This window comes from Mesorhizobium sp. M1A.T.Ca.IN.004.03.1.1 (assembly GCF_003997555.1).
GTDB lineage: Bacteria > Pseudomonadota > Alphaproteobacteria > Rhizobiales > Rhizobiaceae > Mesorhizobium.
Window position 1 is genome coordinate 27001 of record NZ_RZTV01000008.1, and the last position, 21003, is coordinate 48003.

Annotated in this window: 20 protein-coding genes and 1 pseudogene; 3 read left to right on the forward strand and 18 right to left on the reverse strand. The window is 63.0% G+C overall.

Features of this window, described 5'->3' with window-relative positions:
- The first annotated feature begins 180 nt into the window (after nt 1-180).
- Nucleotides 181-1509 (forward strand): citrate synthase, encoded by a 1329-nt coding sequence (gene gltA / locus EOD29_RS22575; protein ID WP_095777720.1) that lies wholly within the window; start codon nt 181-183, stop codon nt 1507-1509.
- Nucleotides 1510-1588: 79 nt separating this feature from the next.
- Here gltA and lpxB read toward each other — a convergent pair whose 3' ends face one another.
- From lpxB to EOD29_RS22640, 13 genes and pseudogenes are all read right to left on the reverse strand, one after another.
- Nucleotides 1589-2770 carry a lipid-A-disaccharide synthase gene (gene lpxB, locus EOD29_RS22580; RefSeq protein WP_095800759.1) on the reverse strand — a complete coding sequence of 394 codons (1182 nt, stop codon included), beginning with the start codon at nt 2768-2770 and terminating at the stop codon, nt 1589-1591.
- Complete coding sequence (lpxI, locus tag EOD29_RS22585) at nt 2760-3662, reverse strand: UDP-2,3-diacylglucosamine diphosphatase LpxI (protein WP_127248043.1); 903 nt, start codon at nt 3660-3662, stop codon at nt 2760-2762. The genes lpxB and lpxI overlap by 11 nt, the downstream gene beginning before the upstream one ends.
- Entirely contained in the window at nt 3649-4485 is an 837-nt protein-coding gene (gene lpxA / locus EOD29_RS22590; protein ID WP_095777811.1) for an acyl-ACP--UDP-N-acetylglucosamine O-acyltransferase, read from the reverse strand. Before lpxA ends, lpxI begins: the two co-directional genes overlap by 14 nt.
- Nucleotides 4486-4500: 15 nt before the next feature.
- Nucleotides 4501-4962, reverse strand: coding sequence for a 3-hydroxyacyl-ACP dehydratase FabZ (gene fabZ / locus EOD29_RS22595; protein ID WP_066992658.1), 462 nt, complete (start codon nt 4960-4962; stop codon nt 4501-4503).
- A complete protein-coding gene (lpxD, locus tag EOD29_RS22600) occupies nt 4955-6010 on the reverse strand; it encodes a UDP-3-O-(3-hydroxymyristoyl)glucosamine N-acyltransferase (RefSeq protein WP_095830055.1) in 1056 nt (351 codons plus the stop codon). The genes fabZ and lpxD overlap by 8 nt, the downstream gene beginning before the upstream one ends.
- A gap of 78 nt (nt 6011-6088) precedes the next feature.
- On the reverse strand, nt 6089-8458 hold the full coding sequence (gene bamA / locus EOD29_RS22605) for an outer membrane protein assembly factor BamA (RefSeq protein ID WP_127247936.1): 2370 nt from the start codon (nt 8456-8458) through the stop codon (nt 6089-6091).
- 218 nt (nt 8459-8676) lie between these two features.
- Nucleotides 8677-9819, reverse strand: coding sequence for an RIP metalloprotease RseP (gene rseP / locus EOD29_RS22610; RefSeq protein WP_127247937.1), 1143 nt, complete (start codon nt 9817-9819; stop codon nt 8677-8679).
- 103 nt (nt 9820-9922) lie between these two features.
- The gene (locus EOD29_RS22615) at nt 9923-10738 is read right to left on the reverse strand and encodes a phosphatidate cytidylyltransferase (RefSeq protein WP_127247938.1); all 816 of its coding nucleotides are present in this window, start codon (nt 10736-10738) and stop codon (nt 9923-9925) included.
- A gap of 10 nt (nt 10739-10748) precedes the next feature.
- Nucleotides 10749-11480, reverse strand: a pseudogene (locus EOD29_RS22620) (isoprenyl transferase); the annotation flags it as partial.
- A gap of 20 nt (nt 11481-11500) precedes the next feature.
- The gene (frr, locus tag EOD29_RS22625; protein WP_082953689.1) at nt 11501-12055 is read right to left on the reverse strand and encodes a ribosome recycling factor; all 555 of its coding nucleotides are present in this window, start codon (nt 12053-12055) and stop codon (nt 11501-11503) included.
- A gap of 88 nt (nt 12056-12143) precedes the next feature.
- Entirely contained in the window at nt 12144-12866 is a 723-nt protein-coding gene (gene pyrH, locus EOD29_RS22630; RefSeq protein WP_127247939.1) for a UMP kinase, read from the reverse strand.
- A 150-nt stretch (nt 12867-13016) separates the two neighbouring features.
- Nucleotides 13017-14126, reverse strand: coding sequence for an aldo/keto reductase (locus EOD29_RS22635; protein WP_127247940.1), 1110 nt, complete (start codon nt 14124-14126; stop codon nt 13017-13019).
- A 29-nt stretch (nt 14127-14155) separates the two neighbouring features.
- Nucleotides 14156-14683 (reverse strand): nuclear transport factor 2 family protein, encoded by a 528-nt coding sequence (locus EOD29_RS22640; protein ID WP_127247941.1) that lies wholly within the window; start codon nt 14681-14683, stop codon nt 14156-14158.
- 116 nt (nt 14684-14799) lie between these two features.
- On the opposite strand from EOD29_RS22640, the gene EOD29_RS22645 reads away from it, so the two are divergent.
- Nucleotides 14800-15726, forward strand: a complete 927-nt coding sequence (locus EOD29_RS22645) for a LysR family transcriptional regulator (protein WP_127247942.1) — start codon at nt 14800-14802, stop codon at nt 15724-15726.
- Nucleotides 15727-15753: 27 nt separating this feature from the next.
- Here the strand turns inward: EOD29_RS22645 and tsf are convergent, their stop codons facing one another.
- The 5 genes from tsf to EOD29_RS22670 all read right to left on the reverse strand — a co-directional run bounded on the left by tsf (nt 15754) and on the right by EOD29_RS22670 (nt 20397).
- Nucleotides 15754-16674: a translation elongation factor Ts gene (gene tsf / locus EOD29_RS22650; RefSeq protein ID WP_127247943.1), complete on the reverse strand. Its 921-nt coding sequence runs from the start codon at nt 16672-16674 to the stop codon at nt 15754-15756.
- 119 nt (nt 16675-16793) lie between these two features.
- The gene (gene rpsB, locus EOD29_RS22655) at nt 16794-17573 is read right to left on the reverse strand and encodes a 30S ribosomal protein S2 (protein ID WP_040987259.1); all 780 of its coding nucleotides are present in this window, start codon (nt 17571-17573) and stop codon (nt 16794-16796) included.
- Nucleotides 17574-17832: 259 nt separating this feature from the next.
- On the reverse strand, nt 17833-18111 hold the full coding sequence (locus tag EOD29_RS22660) for a DUF4031 domain-containing protein (protein ID WP_067319872.1): 279 nt from the start codon (nt 18109-18111) through the stop codon (nt 17833-17835).
- Nucleotides 18112-18175: 64 nt separating this feature from the next.
- Entirely contained in the window at nt 18176-19471 is a 1296-nt protein-coding gene (locus tag EOD29_RS22665) for a hypothetical protein (protein ID WP_127247944.1), read from the reverse strand.
- Nucleotides 19472-19566: 95 nt separating this feature from the next.
- Nucleotides 19567-20397, reverse strand: coding sequence for a cell envelope integrity EipB family protein (locus tag EOD29_RS22670; RefSeq protein WP_127247945.1), 831 nt, complete (start codon nt 20395-20397; stop codon nt 19567-19569).
- 138 nt (nt 20398-20535) lie between these two features.
- On the opposite strand from EOD29_RS22670, the gene EOD29_RS22675 reads away from it, so the two are divergent.
- Nucleotides 20536-21000, forward strand: coding sequence for a RidA family protein (locus EOD29_RS22675; RefSeq protein ID WP_066992618.1), 465 nt, complete (start codon nt 20536-20538; stop codon nt 20998-21000).
- The last annotated feature ends 3 nt before the right edge of the window (nt 21001-21003 follow it).

The window sequence follows — 21003 nt, forward strand, 5'->3', positions numbered from 1 at the left end:
AGCGAACTGGCCCAAGAAGATTGGCATTGAAAGGTGTGTTTCGCAGTGCAACATTAGGCCTTGGCCCAATCTGGCACGCACCTCCTAAAATGCGGTGGCAAGTTCGCGCATTCCGGTGATTTCGACGTGTCGTTTGCAGGAATTGCCTTGCCGGCATGAGAAAACATAAAGGAGTTTGCAATGAGCGAAGCTGCGACAAAACTGGAATCGGGCGGCAAGGCGCGCGAGTCGACCGCAAGGCTCGAGCTCGCCGGCAAGACGCATGAATTCAAGGTGCGAAGCGGCTCGACCGGGCCCGACGTGATCGACATCGGCGCGCTGTACAGCACCACCGGGGCCTTCACCTACGATCCCGGTTTCACCTCGACGGCAAGCTGCGAGTCGGCGATCACCTTCATCGACGGCGACGCCGGCATCCTGCTGCATCGCGGCTACCCGATCGACCAGCTCGCCGAGCACGGCGACTTCCTCGAGGTCTGTTATCTCCTGCTCTACGGCGAATTGCCGACCAAGGCGCAGAAGGACGACTTCGACTATCGCGTGACGCGCCACACCATGGTGCATGAGCAGATGTCGCGCTTCTTCACCGGCTTCCGCCGCGACGCCCATCCGATGGCCGTCATGTGCGGCGTGGTCGGCGCGCTGTCGGCCTTCTACCACGACTCGACCGACATCTCGGACCCATATCAGCGCATGGTCGCCTCCATGCGACTGATCGCCAAGATGCCGACGATCGCGGCGATGGCCTACAAATACCACATCGGCCAGCCCTTCATTTACCCGAAGAACGAGCTGAATTTCGCCGCCAACTTCCTGCACATGTGCTTTGCCGTGCCGTGTGAGGAGTACAAGATCAATCCGGTGCTGGCGCGCGCCATGGAGCGCATCTTCATCCTGCACGCCGATCACGAGCAGAACGCGTCGACTTCGACGGTTCGTCTCGCCGGCTCTTCGGGCGCCAATCCGTTCGCCTGCATCGCGGCCGGCATTGCCTGCCTCTGGGGCCCCGCGCATGGCGGCGCCAACGAGGCGGCCCTCAACATGCTGGGCGAGATCGGCCATGTCGATCACATCCCGGAATTCATCGCCCGCGCCAAGGACAAGAACGACCCGTTCCGCCTGATGGGCTTCGGCCATCGCGTCTACAAGAACTACGATCCGCGCGCCAAGATCATGCAGAAGACGGCGCATGAGGTGCTGGGCGAGCTCGGCATCAAGGATGATCCGCTGCTCGACATCGCGATGGAGCTGGAGAAGATCGCGCTGACCGACGAGTATTTCATCGAGAAGAAGCTCTATCCGAACGTCGACTTCTATTCGGGTATCACGCTGAAGGCGCTGGGCTTCCCAACCACCATGTTCACCGTGCTGTTCGCGGTCGCCCGCACCGTCGGCTGGATCGCGCAGTGGAAGGAAATGATCGAAGACCCGCACCAGAAGATCGGCCGCCCGCGCCAGCTCTACACCGGCGCCACGGAGCGCGACTACGTGCCGATTGCGAAGCGGTGATTGAGCGAATAGCGAAATAGCGAGTAGCGAACAGTGAAAGAAACCCGTCGGCGCTCGCGCCTAGCCTGCTCGCTATTCGCTACTCCCTATTCGCTTTCTTGATGCACCCCAGCACCACCTCGGCAGCAATCTCGCCCGACGGCCTGTCGGTCGCCATGCGCCTGGCGATTTCGGCGAAACCTGCCCGCTGCCAGGCGCGCATGCCGGTATCGGCAAACAGGGCTTCCAGCTGACGCGCCAGGTTCTCCGGCCTGACATACTGATCGTAGAACTCCGGCACCAGCGCGCGATCGGCGATCAAATTGGGCAGCAGCGCCGACCAGGTCGTCACCAGATGCTGCAGCAGCTGCCTCGCGATCGGATCGAGCTTGTAGCTGGAGACCATTGGAACACCGCAAAGCGCAAGCTCGAGCGAAACGGTTCCGGAGGCGATCAGAGCCGCATCGGCCTTGCCGAAAGCCAACCATTTGCGCTCCGGATCGGTGATGATCTCGGGCTTCTCGTCCCACCGCGTGACAGATGTTTTCACCAGGTCGGCGACATGCGGCACCGTCGGCAGCATCAGCCGCAAGCGGTGACCGCGCTGATGCAAGACCGACATCGCTTTGCCGAACGGCTCGATCAGCCGGCGCACCTCGCCGCGGCGCGAGCCGGGCAGCACGAGCAGCGTCTTCACGCGATCCTCCGACAGGTCCCGCGGCAAGCTCTGCGCCTTCGCGGCGCCAAGCACGCCGGGATCCTGGGTCAGCCGGTGGCCGACATAGGTGCCGGGGGGCCCACCAAGTCGGGTGAGCGCCTTCACTTCGAAGGGCAGGATGCAGAGGATGTGATCGACATAGGGCTTCATCGCCGCCGCCCTGCCCGGCCGCCATGCCCACACGCTCGGGCAGACATAATGGACGATCGGGATAGCGGGCGCGGCGGCGCGGACCCTTTTGGCGACCCGCAGCGAAAAATCAGGGCTGTCGATGGTGATCAGGCAATCCGGCCGCTCCGCCGCGATGGCGCCGGCTGTTTGACTGATCCGGCGCATCAGCCGCGGCAGGTCGCGCAAGACGGCGCTGAAGCCCATCAGCGCGATCTCGCTGCCGTCGAAGAGCGGTGTCAGCCCCAGGTCCTGCAGATGCCGACCGCCGATGCCGACGAGCCGGATCTTACGGCCGGTGGTCTTCTCGAGCGCACGCACGATGTCGGCGCCGAGCAAGTCGCCCGATTCCTCGCCCGCGACGATGGCGATCTTGAGCGGCCTCTCACTGGCCATCGGTCGGCTCCGTCGCGGTAAATCCGACGATGAACAAGCCAAGCGCATCGGCCCGCGCGAGAGTCACCGGGCTTTCGAGAATGAGCGAGCGGCCGGCTTCGACGGCGATGCCGGCAAGGCCGGCCGCGTGTGCGGCCTCGACCGTCTGCGGGCCTATCGAGGGCAAGTCGGCGCGCAGCTCCTGCCCTGGCTTGGCGCATTTGACCAGGACGCCGCGCGTCTTGCCGGCGAGCCTGCCGTGCCCGCGCAATTCGCGCGTCCTCTCGAGCAGGCCCTTAGTGCCTTCGATGCCTTCCAACGCGATAACCCGCCCTCCGACCGCAATCGCCGCCTGGCCGACGTCAAGCTCGCCGATTACCTTGGCCGCCGCGCGGCCCGCCTCGATATCGCGCCAGTCCGATTGCTTTGGTCCTGCCTTGGTCAGCGTGCCCTCGCCGGCAGCGAGATCTGGAACGATCTCATGCGCTCCGACCACCGTGATACCGTGCCTTTCCAGCCCGCGCGTCAGAACCTTCAGAAGCCCGTCGTCGCCGCGGGCCAGCGCCATTGCCACGGAGGGGATTATCGTCAGCAGACTGAGCGTTGGACGTATCTTCGCAAGCCGCGGCCTGCGCTTGATCTCGCCGGCAAGAACCAGGTGGCTAATGCCTTCGCGCTTCAGCAAGGGAAGCAGGAAGCCGATGTCTTCGAGCGCAAGCGTCGCCTGCTCGTAGGCGGCAAAGTCCGCTTCGCGATCCACCTCGCCCTCGGCCAGGATGATGAAAGGCGAATGTCCCTGTCTGACCAGACCTTCCGCCACTTCGACCGGCAGGCTGCCGCCACCGGCGATGATGCCGACCCTGGAGCCCGGCGCGAGTACAAGCGCTGACCCGGCGGGCTCAGCCCTCGTCATCGCCATCGTCATCGCCGCCACCGCCCTTAAGCGGCGGGACGGCATAATGCCGCTTGCCGCGACTGGTGATGAAGTCGATCATCTTCATGGCCGTCGGTGACGAGGCGAATTCCGCCTTGGCGATCTCGACATTCTCCCCGACCGTGCGGGAGTGGTCGAAAATCGCCCTGTAAGCCCTGCGCAGCATGTAGATTTCGGCGCGCGGCAGGCCGGAGCGCTTCAGGCCGATGACGTTGAGCCCGCGCAGCTTGGCGCGATTGCCGACCGCGATCGCATAGGGAATGACATCGCCGACGACCGCCGAGCAGCCGCCGATAAAGGCGTTGTCGCCGACGCGGACAAACTGATGCACGGCGGTCAGGCCGCCGATATAGACATTGTCGCCGATCTCGCAGTGCCCGCCTAGCGTTGCTCCGTTGGCGAAGGTGGCATTCTTGCCGACGACGCAGTCATGGGCAATGTGGGCATAGGCCAGAAAATTGCCATTATCGCCGACCGTCGTCTCGCCGCGGCTGGAATCGGTGCCGACATGCATGGTGACGCCTTCGCGGATGGTGCAATTTTCGCCGATGACCAGCGTCGTGCGCCCGCCCTTGTGCTTGGTGTTCTGCGGCGGTGCCCCGAGCGTCGACATTGGATAGACCTTGGTCGAGCCGCCGACGGTGGTCGCGCCCATCACCGAGACATGGCTGACCAGCTCGACGCGATCGCCGATGACGGCATCGGCGCCGACATGGCAGAAGGGTCCGATACGCACACCTTCGCCGAGCTGGGCGCCTTCTTCGACGACCGACGAAGGATGGATTGATGTCTGAACTTTCATGAGCATTTGAAACCGTCAGCCGGTGACCATCATAGCCGAAACTTCGGCTTCGGCGGCCTTTGCGCCATCCACCATCGCCTCGCAGGCGAATTTCAGCAGGTTGCCGCGCTTCTTGATCTTCTTGACGTGGATCCTGAGCTGATCGCCTGGAACGACCGGCTTGCGGAACTTCGCGTTGTCGATGGTCATGAAATAGACCAGCGACGGCTTTTCCGCATTGAGGCTGCGAATGCAGATCGCCCCGGCGGTCTGGGCCATGGCCTCAATGATGAGCACGCCCGGCATCACCGGCTGCTGCGGGAAATGGCCCTGGAAATGCGGTTCGTTGATGGTCACGTTCTTGATGCCGACCGCGGAGTCGTCGCCGTCGATTTCGACGATGCGGTCGATCAGCAGAAACGGATAACGGTGCGGCAGGAGCTTCATCAGCCCCATTATGTCGACCGCCTCAAGTGTCGTCGCAACCGTGTCAGCCATTTCCGTCGCCCTGCTTGCGCGTCCTGGCCAGCCTGCGCAGCATCGCGATCTCACGCATGGCTTCCGCCATTGGCTGTGCCGGATAGCCTCCCCAGACCTCGCCCGCCGGCACGTTGCTCATGAATCCACTTCTCGCAGCAAGCTTGGCCCCGGGACCGATGGTCAAATGATCGGCGAGGCCGACGCCGCCACCCATGGTGACGTTGTCGCCGACGACGACGGAACCGGAAATACCCGAAAGCCCGGCTATAATGCAATTGCGGCCGATGCGAACATTGTGGGCGATCTGCACCAGATTGTCGATCTTGGTGCCTTGTCCGATGATCGTGTCGGACATCGCACCGCGATCGACGGTCGAGTTGGAGCCGATCTCGACGTCGTCCTGGATGATGACGCGGCCGATCTGCGGCACGCGCTCAGGTCCCTTCGCGCCGGCCACGAAGCCGAACCCGTCCTGACCGATCCTTGCACCGCCATGAATGATGACGCGGTTGCCGATCAGCGCATATTGGATGCTGGCGCCCGGACCGACATAGCCATCACGACCTATCTTGCACGAGCGGCCAATGACGGCATGGGGCGCAATGACCGTGCCGCTCCCGATGGCAGCGCCGGGACCGATCACGGCACCTGCCTCCACGATCGCACCGGCTTCGACATGCGCGGACGGGTCGATGTGCGCTTGCGGCGAAATGCCGGTTTCGCCGGTCATCGGCCCGGGCGTGGCGGCCTGCGGAAAGAGCAGCCGCCCCACCATGGCGAAGGCCTGCTGCGGGCGCGGATGCGCCAGCACCGCAATCCCCTGCGGCGCCCTGTTGGCGAAGTCGGCAGGACAGAGAACGGCAGCCGCCTTGAGCGAATGCATCAAGGCGAAATTGCGCTTGCCGTCGACAAAGACGAGCGCACCGTCGCCACCCTCATTGGCGGGCGCCAGCGCGTCGATGGCGATGTCGGCCTGCGAGGAATCAATAAGATTGGCGCCGGTCAGATTCGCGACCTCGCCAGCCGTATACCGGCGTGAAGGCGCGAAGAACACCGGATCGGTCATTCCACAAATATTATCCAGCTAGGTCGGATCAGTCGATTCCGGGCCATCACACGACCCGGAAACATCGTAACCCGCGGATTAGAAACGGGTCGCTATGCCGAAGTTGAATTCCTGCACGTCGTCGCCCGGCTGCTTCTCGACCGGAATCGCATAATCGATGCGGATCGGGCCGAACGGCGAAGCCCACATGAGGCCGACACCGACCGAAGCGCGCAGATGCATGTCAGCCGATTCCGGCTTGATCAAAGCAGGATCGAGCTTGCTGCCGTAAAGCGTTGCCGCATCGGCAAAGACAGCGCCGCGCAGACCGAAGCTTTCCGGAACAGCCGGCAGCGGGAACTGGGCTTCCGCCGACGCATTGAAATAGGTCGTGCCGCCGAGATGGTCGCCGCTGGTATCGCTGGCAATCGGGCCAATACCGCCATACGCGAAACCGCGGATCATGCGATCGTTGCTCTGGAAGTGGTCGAAGATGCGCAGATCGCCATTGCCGTAGCCCGCGATATAGCCAGCGCCGCCCGACACCAAGCCGACCAGGTCCAACTGCTCGGACAAGGTCTGATAGACGCTTGCTCGCCCGGTCAACTTCACCCATTTGGCGTCACCGCCGAGACCGGCGACTTCGGTTGTGCCTGTGACGTAAAGACCCTCGTGCGGGTTCTTCATGTCGTCGATGGTATTGTAAACCAGACCGAGGCTAACCGACGACTTGGTCCATGGGCTCTCGGCGACGCCGTCGCGGATGGCCTGGGAGATCGTGCACTTGGACGGATCGTAGACGCCGCTGGTCAAGCAGCCATCGGCGATCGAATACTTCTCCTGCGAGATATTATACGCCAGCTGCGTCGAGATGCTGTCGGTGATCGGCAGGCCGAAGCGAATGGTCGCGCCCGTGACGTCCGTATCGTAGTGGTTGTACTCGCGGGTCGACTTGTAGATGTCGAAGCCCGCCGCGATGCGCCGGCCGAGAAAATAAGGCTCGGTGAAGGAGATCGCATAGTCGCGCGAGTTCTTGCCGCCGCCGGCCGACAGCTTGATGTACTGGCCGCGGCCGAGGAAGTTGCGCTCGGTGATCGAGCCTTCGACGGACGGACCCGGCGTGTCGCCGCCGGTCGAATAGCCGGCGCCGACCGAGAACTCACCGGTCGACTTCTCGACCACATCGACCACCAGGACGACTTGGTCCGGAGCGGACCCGGGGACGGTCGAGATGTCGACTTTTTGAAAATAATCCAGAGCTTCCAGGCGCTTCTTCGCGCGCTGGATAAGCACCTGGTTGAAGGCGTCGCCTTCGCTGACATCGAATTCGCGCCGGATGACGTAGTCGCGCGTGCGGTCGTTGCCGCGGATTTCGATACGCTCGATATAAGCCTTGGTGCCCTGGTCGATGGTGTAGACGACCGAGATCGTATGATTCTCGAAATTGCGGTCGCCGCGCGGCGTCACCTGGGCAAACGCATAGCCTGAGCCGGCGACCTTTTCAGTGAGCGCAACAATCGTGTCCTCGACGTCCTTGGCGTTGTAGACATCGCCCTTGTGCGTCTGGACCACCGATTCCAGCGACTTTGAGTCGACCTCGGGAATCGTGCTCTCGACACTGATGTCGCCGAAGTTGTAGCGCTCGCCTTCCTGCACGGTGATGGTGACCGTGTATTTGTTGGTGGCTTCGTCCAACTCACCGACGGCCGAAACGACCTGGAAATCGGCGTAACCGTGATTGTAGTAGAAGCGGCGCAGCAACTCCTGATCGGCGCGCAGTTTGTCCTCGTCATAGACGTCGTCGCGCAGCACGAACGAAAGCCAGGACGAACGCTTGGTGTTGATGACGTCCGACAGGCGACGGCTGGAAAAAGCGCTGTTGCCGACGAAATTGATCGCCGCGATCTGCGTGCGCGCGCCTTCGTTAATGTTGAAGACCACGTTCACGCGATTGTCGCCGAGGTCCATGATCTGAGTGGTCACGGCGGCGTCGTCGCGGCCGATACGCCGATAGGCAGCCTTGACCGCCTCGACGTCGGCGTCGAGCGCCTGCTGCGAGAAGGTCGCGCGCGGCTTCAGCTGGACAGCGGCCTGGAGCGCGTTGTCCTTGAGCTTCTTGTTGCCCTGGAACAGGACCTGGTTGACGACCTTGTATTCGGAAACCTTGACGACCAGGGTCGAGCCGACCTGATTGATCTGGACGTCCGAGAACAGCCCGGTGCCGAACAGCGCCTTCACGGCGCTATCGATATCGGCACTTGAAAACGCCTTGCCGGGCTTGATCGCGATGTAATTGCGGATGGTTTCGGCATCGACACGCTGGTTGCCGCTGACCTCGACCCTGCTGACCACTGCTGCTTCGGCTACCGATGTGGCAACGAACTGCACTGCGAGCGCGCCTGGCAAAACCAGGGCGGCGGACAAAGCCGCCGCGGACGCGGCGCTCAGAAACTTGGATGCTGCCTTCATCGGGCTTTTGTACCTTTTTCTCGTAGTCCCCACGGCGAGAAAACCGGACGTGCGGTATTTTCCCTTACCGTATTAACCGGATTTCCCCTACACGCAAGGCTCCCGGTTAATTTGTATTTACTTAACCCTGTTGCGTGGCTTTCGTGTCACGCATATCCCCACGCATGGTAAACGGCGTCTCAATATGGGCGGGGCCGAAGCCAAATTCCTTCATGATTTCAGCACCCAAACAGATCATTCCAAAAAACGAAACCCATAAATCCGAGCACCAGAAGGAGACCGGTCCGGTAGGCCATCTCCATCATCCGCTCCGACACGGGCCGCCTTATGACGGCCTCCACGCCGTAGAACAAGAGGTGGCCGCCGTCGAGAGGGGGAATCGGTAGCAGATTGAGAATCCCTATCCCGACTGACAGGAATGCAACAAGCTGCACCAGCCATTCGAAACCGAGTTTGGCCGCCTGACCCGACATTTTCGCGATCTTGATCGGGCCGCCGAGTTGGCATTTGTCCTCGCGCCCGACGACGAAACGTTGCAGAAATTGCCCGGTGCGCTCGATCACATGCCCGGTTTCCTCGACAGCCGCCGCCAGCGCGCCCGCGGGCGTGTAGGAGACCAGTCGCGGCTGCCCGAGCTCCGCATTGTTGGCCACGCCGATGATCGCGACCTTGACCTTGTTGCCCAGCGCATCCTGCTGCTCCATCGGTTCCGGTGTCGCGGTGACGGTGATTTCCTTGCCGTCGCGCAACATGGTGAAGGTGATGGCGTCGCCGGCGCGGCCCGAAACCAGGCGTTGAACGTCGGCGAAGGTCTCCACCTTGTTGCCGTCGACTCTGACGAATCGATCGCCGGGCTGAATGCCCGCCCGCGCCGCCGGGCTGCCGGCGCTGACTTCGGCCACCATCGGCTCCATCACCGGGCGGCCATAGAGCGAAAACAGCACCGCGAACACGGCGATCGTCAGCAGGAAATTGAACAGCGGCCCGGCGACGACGGTCGCCGCGCGTTTCCAGATCGGCTGGGTGTGGAAGGCGACCTCGCGCTCGGCCTCGCTCAGCGATTCGAGGTCTTCGGTGCTCGGCTGGCTCGATGTCGCGTTCATGTCGCCGACGAATTTCACGTAGCCGCCAAGCGGAATGGCGCAAAGCTTCCAGCGGGTGCCGTGGCGGTCGTTGAAACCGAAGAGCTCCGGGCCGAAGCCGATGGCAAAAGCCTTGACGCCGATGCCGCACCAGCGGCCGATGAGGTAGTGGCCCATCTCATGCACGAACACCACGACGGTGAGCACGAACAGGAACGGCACAAGGGTGCCGACGACAAAGCCTTGCGTGCTGAAGAGCGCGTGAAGAATCTCGTTCAAGTCATGCCCTCAAAATTCGCCCAGCGCGACAGTCCGCCGCGACTGTGGCATCAATCCGGGCGAATCCGTGGCACGCGTCGTTTTCGCCCATTGGCGACGCCAGTCAGTTCGGAAACAGCCCCATTGCCGGATGGTCGGCGCCCGCCGCAATCCAACCGATGACGTACAGGGCGAACGCAGCCGCGACAAGCCCGTCCACCCTGTCCATGACGCCGCCATGGCCGGGGATGAGATTGCTCGAATCCTTGCAGCCGTGCCGGCGCTTGACCCAGGATTCGAACAGATCGCCGATCTGCGAGACGATCGAGAGCGCCAAGGCGACGAGGCCAAGCATAGTGAGATTGCCGGCCCCGGCGGCGATTGCCAGCACCAATCCGGCAGCGATGCCGCCGACAGCGCCGCCAAGCGCGCCGCTCTGCGTCTTGCCGGGCGAGATTGACGGCGCAAGCTTCGGGCCGCCGACCGCGCGGCCGACGAAATAGGCCGCTATGTCGGTCGCCCAGACGACCGCGAACAGGAAGAGGATGGCGATCAATCCTGAGTGGCTGTCCCCGCGCAGATAGGCGAGCGACAAGCCGGACAACGACGCGTATGCCAGCCCCGAGGCCTCCCACTGCGCTGCTCCCCGCAGCCGCGCGGCAACAGCGACGATAGCAGTGATGGCTGCGACCAGAAGCAGCAGCCAAAGTGCCGGCAGGCCGGCGATCAGCGCGCCGATGAAGACCAGAATCAGCGCTTCCGGCAGAAAGCCGAGCGTCGCACCGTTCTCAGGGCGCGACATGCGCGTCCATTCGTAGAAGATCAACGCCGCGATCGCCGCACAGAACAGGCGGAACGGCAGCCCGCCGAGCCAGGTGAGCGCAAGTGTGGCGGCTGCCATCACGATGGCCGAGATGACACGCTGCTGGAGATTGCTCATCGATGCCGCGCTACAAGGCGACGTCGCGGGCGGCGAGCCCGCCGAAACGGCGTTCGCGGCCGGCAAAGTCGCGCAGGGCGTCGGCCAAGTGCTCCCGGCTGAAGTCCGGCCAGTAGCAAGGCAGGAAGACGAGCTCGCTGTAGGCGGCCTGCCACAAGAGGAAGTTCGACAGCCTGAGCTCGCCGCTGGTGCGGATCACGAGGTCCGGATCGGGAATGCCCTCGGTGTCGAGCGCGCCGGCAAAGCTCTCCATCGTGATGGCGTCGGTTGTCATTTCGCCGCGAGCCACGGCATCGGCGAGCTTGCGCGCGGTGCGCACGATCTCGTCGCGCCCGCCATAGTTGAAGGCGATGACCAGGGTCAGCGCCTCATTGCCCGCGGTCAGCGATTCGGCCTCCTGCAGCAGGCCTCTGATGTCCGGCTGCAGCCCTTCCCTGTCGCCGATCACCCTCACCCGCACGCCGTTTTGGTGCAGCTCGGCGAGATCCCGGCGGATGAAGAGCTTCAGGAGGCCCATCAGGTCGCTGACCTCGGACTTCGGCCGCGACCAGTTTTCAGAGGAGAAGGCGTAGACCGTCAGATAGGAGATGCCGAGCTCTGGCGCGGCGCGCACCGTCTTGCGCAAGGCTTCGACGCCGGCGCGGTGGCCGGCGAGCCTCGGCATGCCGCGCGCCTTGGCCCAGCGTCCGTTTCCGTCCATGATGATCGCGACATGCGCGGGGGTTGTCATGGTCTCGCTTTCGAGCCGGTGAGAAACCGACCCTAAACCTGCATGATTTCAGCTTCCTTATCGGAAAGCAGGTGATCGATGGTGCTGATCATCTCATCGGTCAGCTTCTGAACCTGGTCGGAGCGCTTGCGATGATCGTCTTCGCTGATCGTGCCGTCCTTTTCCGCCTTTTTGAGGAAATCCATGCCGTCGCGACGGACATGGCGAACCGCGACGCGGGCGTTCTCCGCATAGCCGTGCGAGATCTTGACCAGTTCCTTGCGGCGCTGCTCGTTGAGTTCGGGCAAAGGAATCCTCAGATTGGTGCCGTCGACGATCGGATTGAAGCCAAGATTGGCCTCGCGGATAGCGCGGTCGACGGCGCTCACCATCGATTTGTCCCAAACCGATACCGAAATCATCCGCGGCTCCGGAACCGTGACGTTGGCCACCTGATTGATGGGCATCGTCGTGCCATAGGCATGGACCTGCACGGCGTCGAGCAGGTTGCTGGAAGCGCGGCCGGTGCGCAGCGAAGCGAGATCGTGCTTGAAGGCCGCGATCGCCCCGTCCATGCGCCGCTTGAGATCGTCGTACTCGCCACTCATGATCATCTCCTCGACCCGTTCGCCGGGTTCAATGCTCGTCTTCTAATCTCGACCGGACCGGCGATCATTCAGCCGTCTTCGGCCCCAGTCAATTGTCCGCGACGATGGTGCAACGGCCGTCGCCTCTTAGAATTTCGCCGAAACCACCTTTTTCGTGGATCGAATAGACGATTATCGGAATGTTGTTTTCACGCGCAAGTGCAATCGCGGCCGTATCCATGATCGTAAGCCCGCGTTTGATGACTTCGGCATGACTTATGCGGTCGAAGCGCACCGCCTCCGGATCCTTCTTCGGGTCGGCCGAATAGACGCCATCGACCTGCGTGCCCTTGAACAGCGCGTCGGCGCCGATCTCGGCGGCGCGCAGCGCTGCGGCCGAATCGGTGGTGAAGAACGGATTGCCGGTGCCGCCGGCAAAGATCACCACCTTGCCTTGATTCATATAGGCGGTCGCCTGGCGCTGTGAAAAACTTTCGCAGAGTTCCGGCATGGCAATGGCCGAAAGCACCACGGCGTCGACGCCGATTTTGTTCAGCGAGGTGCGCAGCGCCAGCGAGTTGATGACGGTGGCGAGCATTCCCATGTGATCGCCGGTGACGCGGTCGCCGCCCTTGGAGGCGACGGCCACGCCGCGGAAGATGTTGCCGCCGCCGATCACGACTCCGACTTCGACGCCAAGCGCCCGCGCCTCGGCAATGTCGGCTGCGATACGGTCGACGACCGAGACGTCGATGCCGAAATGCTGTTCCCCCATCAAGGCTTCGCCCGAAGCTTTCAGCAAGACACGTCGATAGAGGGGCTTCACCGTCATCTGGTTCCTCGAAAAATCTCGGCGCGGGCAAATCTGGAGGCGAAGGCGCCCCGCTTCGCCTGGCGGCGCTGGCACGATGGTTCGACCCGATACACGAAGGGCGCGGCGATGTCACGCCGCGCCCTCGCGCAAAATTCCAGGCTTTTCCGATCAGTTGCTGCTGATCCCGACCAGTTCGCCTTCGATCAGGACCGGCAGCGAATAGCCGAACGGCTTGTCGCCGGTCACGACGCCGCCGGCCACCCTGACCTGAATCTCGGGTCCAAAAAAGGAATGCGGGAACGGCGTGGGCGCAAGGCTCACCGAATCGAGCCGCTTGCGGAGTTCGGCAGGGATTGAAAAGTCGAGCGCCCGCAGATTGTCCTGCAACTGGGCAAGTTTCGTCGCGCCGAGGATGACGGTGGCCACACCCGGCTGCGCCGCAACCCAGTTCAGCGCCACCTGCGCCATGCTTCGGTCGAGTTCGGAAGCCACCTTCTCGAGTTCCGTAACGATCGCCCAATTGCGTTCGCTGAATTTCTGGAAACCCGGATGCGTGGTGTTGCGGAACCCGTCGAGCCGGCCGGCATTGCCGGCTTGCGCCGGGCGGTATTTGCCGCTTAGCAGGCCGCTGGCCAGCGGGCTCCACGCCATGATGCCGGCGCCGTGACGCGAGGCGAAAGGCGCGAATTCATGTTCGATCGAGCGCTCGACGAGCGAATATTCGAGCTGCAGGGCCGAGACCGGCTCATAGCCGCGCAGTTCGGCGATCGCCTGCGCCCGCCCGGCATACCAGGCCGGCACGTCAGAAAGACCGATATGGCGTACTTTGCCGGCACGCACCAAATCGTCCAGCGTGCGCAACACCTCCTCGGCCGGCGTGAGCCTGTCCCAGACATGCATGAGGTAAAGATCGATATAGTCGGTTCCGAGCCGCTTCAGCGAAGCGTCCACCGCGCGCATGATGTTCTTTCGGCCATTGCCGCCGGCATTCGGATTGCCGGGTTCCTTGTTCATCGTGAATTTGGTGGCGATCACCGCCTTGTCGCGCAAGCCGCGCTCGGCGACGAATTCGCCGAGCCAGGTCTCTGCCGTCCCGCCGGTGTAGAGGTCGGCCGTGTCGAAGAAATTGCCGCCGGCCTCGACATAGGCGTCGAACATGGCGCGGGCGGTTTCCCTATCAGCACCCCAGCCCCATTCGGTGCCGAAGGTCATGGTGCCCAGCGCCAGCCGGCTGACGCGCAGGCCGCTGTTGCCAAGCGTGTAGTAGTTCATGCTCATGACGTGTTCCGATCGTGTTTGGTATGGGCTTATTGGCCAGGCGTCGCTTTCACCCAGGGATTGCCCCGCTCATGCGTCATGCGGAACGTGAAGCCGTCGACCTTCCAGCCTTGACCCGATCGGGTCAGGCGATGCTCATAGGTGCCCCAGACCTCCCAGAGCGGATCGCCATTGCCTTCCATCCTGTTCCAGGCATAGCCGTTGGAACGGACGGTCGCCGTATCGGCCTCTATTTCGACCTGATGGTTGGTCCGCAGGTGCAGGCTCGTCTTGCTGCCTTTGAGATTGGCAGCCCAGGCGCCGATCAGATCGTCGGAGGCGACCCTGGCCGCGGGCTGTCCGGAAAGGCTGCTGAAGTCTGCGGTAACCCGGTCGGCGAAGAAGCTGCGGGCGAGTTTCCAATCCTGCGCATCGACGGCGCGGTCAATGGCATCCGCGATGCGGATGACGGCGCGCTCGTCGGCGAGCGTTTGCCAGCCCGTTGGTTCGGCTCCGCCGGCATCGACGGGCGCCAGTGCCAGTCCTGCCGCGAAGGTCACATGTCTCAAAGCATTCATGTTTTTTCTCCTTGCGCATCGGCCCCACCGCCGATGTGTTTGGCGACAATGTGGACCAGCTTGACGGCATCGATAAGATTGTATTGTTCGCAAGGACTATGCGATGTTGTTCATGAATGGATCGAGATCTGCTGACGCATCTGCCGGTGATCGTCGCCGTGGCTCGGCGCGGCGGCTTCGCGCTTGCCGCGGCCGAGCTCGGCATGAGTCCGTCGGCCGTCAGCCATGCGGTGCGGCTGGTGGAAGAGCGCATCGGCCAGCCGCTGTTTGCGCGCACAACGCGCAGCGTTTCGCTGACCGAAGCCGGCAAGGCGCTGGTGGAGACCGCGGCCCCTGCCCTGCAGGACATCTCCGAGCGCGTCGACCGCATCCGCGGCGTCAAGGGCAGGCCCTCCGGCCTGCTCAGGATCAATGCGTCCAATATCGCGATCCCCCTGGCGGTCACGCCGGTGATCGCGGCCATGGCCGAACGCTATCCGGAGGTGACGGTCGAGGTCTTCGCCGACCAGGCCCTGATCGATATCGTCGGCGAGGGTTTCGATGCCGGCATCAGGCTGGGCGAGATGATCGCACAGGATATGATCACCGTGCGGCTTACGCCTCCCGTCAAGGCAGTGGTTGTCGCCTCGCCCGGCTATATCGGAAAGCACGGCCGGCCGCGCGACGTAGCCGACCTGGCGAGGCACAATTGCATCGGCTACCGGCTTGTCCGCTCCGGCGGGCTCTATCGTTGGGATCTGAACGAGAACGGCAAGGATGTCGTGGTCGAGACGCGCGGCACGGCCATCGTCACAGATTCGCTTGCGGCGATCGATCTTGCGCTTGCTGGCGTCGGGCTCGCCTACGTATTCGAGCCGCTGGTGCGCGCCGATCTCGCCGCGGGTCGTCTGGTTCAGATCCTGCCGAAGACGGCAATCGAGGAGCCGGGCCTGTTCCTCTATTTCCCGCGCAGGGCATCGATGGCGCCGAAGCTCAGAGCCTTTATCGATACCGCTCAAGAGATCGGCCGGGCATCCATGCGGACACCCGGCCGAGTTGCCTGAGCTCTGTAGCCTTACTTTTGCTTCGGGCTATTTCTTGACCGCGGCCGCGACTTCCGCCGCGAAATCGGTCGCTTCCTTCTCGATGCCCTCGCCCAGCGCGTAACGCAGATAGGCGGTGATCTTCGCCGGAGCGCCGATCTCCTTCTCGGCATCCTTCAGCGCCTTCTCGACGGTGATGTCGGGATTGAGCACGAAGGCCTGCTTCAGGAGCACGACCTCTTCATAGAACTTACGCAGCCGGCCCTCGACCATCTTCTCGATGATCGCTTCCGGCTTGCCGGACTGGCGGGCCTGGTCGGAGAAGATCGCCTTCTCGCGCTCGATCAGGGCCGGGTCGACTTCCTCGGCAGTCAGCGCAACCGGGTTGGTCGCGGCGACATGCATGGCGACCTGGCGGCCGAAGGCGTTCGCCGCATGCTCATTGCCGGTGGTCTCGATCGCGACCAGCACGCCGAGCTTGCCGAGGCCATCCGCGACGGCATTGTGGACATAGGTCGCCACCGCGCCACGCGGGACAGTGAGCTTGGCCGAGCGGCGGAAGCCCATGTTCTCGCCGATGGTGCCGACCGCGTCCTTGATGGTGTCGGTGACTGACTTGTCGGAGCCCGGATACTTGGCCGCGGCAACTGCTTCGGTCGTGCCATAGGCGAGCGCCACCTTGGCGACGTTGGCGACGATTTCCTGGAAGGCGGAGTTGCGCGCGACGAAGTCGGTCTCGGAGTTCACCTCGACGACCGCGGCTTCGCGAACACCGGAATCGACGCCGATCAGGCCTTCCGCCGCGGTGCGGCCGGCCTTCTTGTCGGCCTTGGAGATGCCCTTCTTGCGCAGCCAGTCGACGGCCGCTTCCATGTCGCCGTCGGTTTCGTTCAACGCCGCCTTGCAGTCCATCATGCCCGCGCCGGTCAAGTCGCGGAGTTCTTTGACCTGTGCAGCCGAAATGCTCATTGTCGCCTCTTTGTTTCAAATGCGCCGACGCACCATCGAATCCCGATGATGCGCCCGGCAAAAGCGCTTTAACGCGCCAACTTATTGGAAAGATGAAGGCCGAAGCCGGCCTTCGTTTTTCAAGCTTCCGGAGCTTCAGCGGCCGGAGTGTCGAGCGCCGGCTCGACCGGAGCCTCGGCCGACGCGCCGATGTCCATGCCGAGCGCGCCCTGCTGCCGGGCGATGCCGTCGATGGCAGCCTTGGCGATCAGATCGCAATAAAGCTGGATGGCGCGGGCCGCGTCGTCATTGCCGGGGATCGGGAAGTCGATCTTGTCCGGGTCGCAGTTGGAATCGATGATGGCAACGACCGGGATGCCGAGGCGCTTGGCCTCGAGGATGGCGATCGCCTCCTTGTTGGTGTCGATGACGAACATCAGGTCCGGCGTCGAACCCATGTCCTTGATGCCGCCCAGCGCCTTGTTGAGCTTCTCGCGCTCACGGTCGAGGTTGAGGCGCTCCTTCTTGGTGAGGCCCTGGGCCTCGCCGGCCAGCGTCTCGTCGAGCTTGCGCAGGCGTTGGATCGAATTCGAGATCGTCTTCCAGTTGGTCAGCATGCCGCCCAGCCAACGCGAGTTGACATAATACTGGGCCGAACGCTGCGCGGCGTCGGCGACGATGTCCGAAGCCTGGCGCTTGGTGCCGACGAACAGCACACGGCCGCCCTTGGCGACGGTGTCGGAAACCTGCTTCAGGGCCTGGTGCAGCAGCGGCACCGTCTGCGACAGGTCGATGATGTGGATGTTGTTGCGGGCGCCATAGATGTAGGGCGCCATCTTCGGGTTCCAGCGGTGGGTCTGGTGGCCGAAGTGAACACCAGCTTCCAGAAGCTGGCGCATGCTGAAATCAGGCAGAGCCATTCCTTAGTTCCTTTCCGGTTGGCCTCCACGGACACAGGCATTTCGGACTTATGTCCTGATGCCACCGGAGGTTTCAGCCGGATTTCTCCCGGGCAGACACCAAAGTCCGTGTGTGGAATGAGCGGGCATATAGAGGGGAAGTCTCGTAAACGCAAGCGAGCTACCGGAAAACGCCCTCACCTGCGGCGATCCGCGCACTTATGCATGTCGCCCAGAAGTGTTCGGCGGTTCTGGGACAACGACATGCATCAAAACTCCGTCAGCGTCGGGTCTTGCCGTTCGGCACTCTGACGCGGCGGAAGACGGCGACAATCTCCTCGCGACTGCATTCGACCGCGCCAAGCCGCACGGCGCGGTCGCGCTCAAAGCCGGTGATATCGTAATGCGGCGCCGAAGTCTTCGGCGGCCCCTGATAGGACGAGCGCTTGAGGCCGAGCTCGGCGGCAAAGCGGTGGAGCTCGTCGGTGTCGTCGGCGAGCAGATGGCACCAGCGATGGCCGGCCCATTTCCAGATCGCCGCATCGACATAGACAGCCATCGAGCTTGCCGCACTCCAACCGACATCGGCGGCCCGCTCACAATCACCCCGGGCCGACGCGAAGTCAGCGATGATAGAAGGGATTCGGATAGGAAATGAAGCCGCCGGCGGCTTCAAGTTCGGTCACGATTCTCGACACCGCTTCCTGCATCCTTGAGCGCAGCACCGCGAGCGCCTCTTCGACCGAACCATCATATGCATGAAGCGCCAACGGCTCGGGCACGCGGATGTGAGCGCAGCGCGGCCCGGCGGGCTGCGGAATGAAGCGGTTGATCGAATCGCGCAAAGCGCCTTTGCAATAGTCGTTGCGGATGCGCTTCAGATGCTCGGCGATCTCCTCCTGGGTTATCGTCTGATTGGCGAAGGCCCAGGAGCCGACGCGCTGGACGCGCTGGATCGCTTCCGCCAGTTTTCGCACGCGTTTCTGCTCATCCGCATCAGCCTTGCCCTCGCGCAGCCAGCGGCGTGAACGCCGCAGCAACTCGGCCAAATCGAGGTCGGGTTCGGCCGCAACGGCATCGGCGAGCCGCAGGCCAAGCTCGGCCAGCACCCTTTGCTGGCGGCTGGCAAAGGAAGCGCCCGCCTCTGCGGTCAGGCCACAGGCCTGCTCGTCGAGGGACAGCAGGCCTGAATAGATGCTGTAGACGCGCTCCGGCAGGGAGCCGGCTGCAACACTTTCCATTTTCAGCTTTTTCTCGACATAGGCGCATTCCCTGGCGAGCGGCCGCTCGACATTGCCGATGAAGGCGAGCTTCCAGACAACAGGAGCCACCCAGACCTTGAAATCCTTGTTGGTTTCGCGCCCGCGCTTCAGCGCCGCCAGCCCCATCTCCACCGCGCCGGGAAGCAGCGGCGCGACATAGTTGCCGTGCCAGCCGACGCTGCCTTCCGGATGAAGCAGCACACCATGGCCTTTCAGCGCCCAATCGACCGAATGCGCTTTGGCGGCTTCGCTGTTGCCGGGAATCTGCGCGATCAGATTGTTGGCCAGCCAGAATCTCTGCATCAGCCGACCGAGCCCGTTCACCACCCCATGTGTTGCCCATGAGGCGGCAAGCGGGCTGACGCGCGAGACGATCTCCTTGTCGATCATCCAGTCGGTGAAGAATTCCGGATGGTTGGGCGTGATGAACGTCGCTTGGCCTTCGCCGCAGCAGGCCTGCAGCTTCTGCTGGTCGGCGACGGGAAAGTCGATGTGACGGATATTGGCGACGCCGCGCAGGCCGGCGAGCCGATTGAACGGCAACAGGTCGCGGAAGCCGGGAACCCCTCGCAGCATGACGATGCGGTTGACGATCGTCATCACCTTGATCAGCGCCGGATTGGGTCGCGGCGCCACGAACACGTCGATCCTGCCCAAGCTTTTCCCCCGAAATGCCTAAGGGATGCTGGAACGGGATTGCGGCGTCTTCAAGTCAGGCTCGGCGACGGATCGCCGTAGTGGTTAACCCGCCGCTATTTCGAGGCCGGACAGGGCTTGGCCTGATCGAAGAGCGACAGGTTCACCAATTTGCCGGTCATCGAGAAGTCGCCATAGTCCATAACGAGGTCGCGCGTGATGCCGTTCTCATGCAGTTTGAAGCTGATCCGGTACTCCGGCACCTCTTCGCCGCTTTTGTCGGTGTCGTCGAAATAGGCGATGTCGACCGGCCAGTATTTGTCGGTGGCTAGCTTTGCGAGCGCCGGCGCTTCCGGGTCCGCCTTGTCGGCGTCGGCTCTCTTGCCGACGACGACGGTGGTCGTCATTACCTTATTGGCATCCTCGGAGCCGTCGAACAGATTGGTCTGATAGAAGTTCTCTCCCTTCTCGGCCTTGCCGATCAGCTCCACGAGGTGCTGGGTGGGGAACTGCGTGGCGGCGAGCTCGAGCGTGTTCTTCTCGGGCTTGCCGATGTTGACTTTGAGGCCCTTCGGCTCCCTGGTCGCCATACCCTTGATTTCCTTGTCGAGGTTCTGGTCGACGAAGGACTTCGTCACGAAGGAGAAGGTCTTGCCTTCTGCGTCCTCAAACGTCGTCGTCTGCTGGTCGGTCAGCCTGGTGTTCTCGCTGGTGACGATCTGGGTGACGAAACGGAACTTCACCGTATAGCCCTCGCAGGGAGAGCCGTTGAACTCATAGACCATGCGGCCGGAGATGCCCGTGATGCCGGAGCGGTCGGACGCCTTGTTGAGGGTGAGATCATAGACGGCGCGGTGCGCCTGCAGCGCGGGCACGGCAAGGGCCGGAGCCATCGGGATGGCCGCCGACACGAGAGCGGTGGAAAGGAAAAGGCGCGTCAAGCGCATGCAGTGCTCCGATCGTCGCGGCCGATGGCAGGCCGCAGGGAAAGATGGTCCAGCTTAAAAAAAGTCGTGGCGGAAGCGAGGCAAAAATAGCAATTTCGGCCCCGCCAACGCGGCGCCTTCCAGCAATAGGGAAAACCAATGAGCGAAACAATCGAAAAGCGGCTAAGCGATCTCGGCGTTGCCATTCCGGCCGCAGCAGCGCCGGCCGCCAACTACGTGCCCTACTGCCGTACCGGCAACACGCTCTTCACCGCCGGGCAGCTGCCGCTGAAGGACGGCAAGCTGCAGGCAAGCGGGCTGCTTGGCCGCGACATCGATACCGCCGCCGGCAAGGAGGGCGCAAAATTTTGCGCCATCAACATCCTGGCGCAGGCCAAGGCAGCACTTGGCGATCTCGAAAAAATCCGCCGGCTGGTCAAGATCACGGTCTTCGTCGCCTCGGCGCCGGACTTCGTCGAGCAGCATCTGGTCGCCAACGGCGCCTCCGACTTCCTCGTCGCGGTCCTCGGCGAACGTGGCAAGCACGCTCGCTCCGCCGTCGGCACTGCGTCGCTCCCGCTCAATGCCGCGGTCGAGATCGAAGCGATCTTCGAAGTCGAGTGAAAC

Excerpts from the sequence above, each read along its gene's own strand:
- EOD29_RS22615 (WP_127247938.1), bottom strand. The coding sequence starts at position 10,738 with ATGAGCAATCTCCAGCAGCGTGTCATCTCGGCCATCGTGATGGCAGCC.
- EOD29_RS22675 (WP_066992618.1), top strand. The coding sequence starts at position 20,536 with ATGAGCGAAACAATCGAAAAGCGGCTAAGCGATCTCGGCGTTGCCATT.
- gltA (WP_095777720.1), top strand. The coding sequence starts at position 181 with ATGAGCGAAGCTGCGACAAAACTGGAATCGGGCGGCAAGGCGCGCGAG.
- fabZ (WP_066992658.1), bottom strand. The coding sequence starts at position 4,962 with ATGGCTGACACGGTTGCGACGACACTTGAGGCGGTCGACATAATGGGG.
- EOD29_RS22645 (WP_127247942.1), top strand. The coding sequence starts at position 14,800 with ATGGATCGAGATCTGCTGACGCATCTGCCGGTGATCGTCGCCGTGGCT.
- pyrH (WP_127247939.1), bottom strand. The coding sequence starts at position 12,866 with ATGACGGTGAAGCCCCTCTATCGACGTGTCTTGCTGAAAGCTTCGGGC.
- rpsB (WP_040987259.1), bottom strand. The coding sequence starts at position 17,573 with ATGGCTCTGCCTGATTTCAGCATGCGCCAGCTTCTGGAAGCTGGTGTT.
- frr (WP_082953689.1), bottom strand. The coding sequence starts at position 12,055 with ATGAGTGGCGAGTACGACGATCTCAAGCGGCGCATGGACGGGGCGATC.
- bamA (WP_127247936.1), bottom strand. The coding sequence starts at position 8,458 with ATGAAGGCAGCATCCAAGTTTCTGAGCGCCGCGTCCGCGGCGGCTTTG.
- lpxB (WP_095800759.1), bottom strand. The coding sequence starts at position 2,770 with ATGGCCAGTGAGAGGCCGCTCAAGATCGCCATCGTCGCGGGCGAGGAA.
- tsf (WP_127247943.1), bottom strand. The coding sequence starts at position 16,674 with ATGAGCATTTCGGCTGCACAGGTCAAAGAACTCCGCGACTTGACCGGC.
- lpxA (WP_095777811.1), bottom strand. The coding sequence starts at position 4,485 with ATGAAAGTTCAGACATCAATCCATCCTTCGTCGGTCGTCGAAGAAGGC.
- EOD29_RS22670 (WP_127247945.1), bottom strand. The coding sequence starts at position 20,397 with ATGCGCTTGACGCGCCTTTTCCTTTCCACCGCTCTCGTGTCGGCGGCC.
- lpxD (WP_095830055.1), bottom strand. The coding sequence starts at position 6,010 with ATGACCGATCCGGTGTTCTTCGCGCCTTCACGCCGGTATACGGCTGGC.
- lpxI (WP_127248043.1), bottom strand. The coding sequence starts at position 3,662 with ATGACGAGGGCTGAGCCCGCCGGGTCAGCGCTTGTACTCGCGCCGGGC.
- EOD29_RS22660 (WP_067319872.1), bottom strand. The coding sequence starts at position 18,111 with ATGGCTGTCTATGTCGATGCGGCGATCTGGAAATGGGCCGGCCATCGC.
- EOD29_RS22635 (WP_127247940.1), bottom strand. The coding sequence starts at position 14,126 with ATGAGCATGAACTACTACACGCTTGGCAACAGCGGCCTGCGCGTCAGC.
- EOD29_RS22640 (WP_127247941.1), bottom strand. The coding sequence starts at position 14,683 with ATGAATGCTTTGAGACATGTGACCTTCGCGGCAGGACTGGCACTGGCG.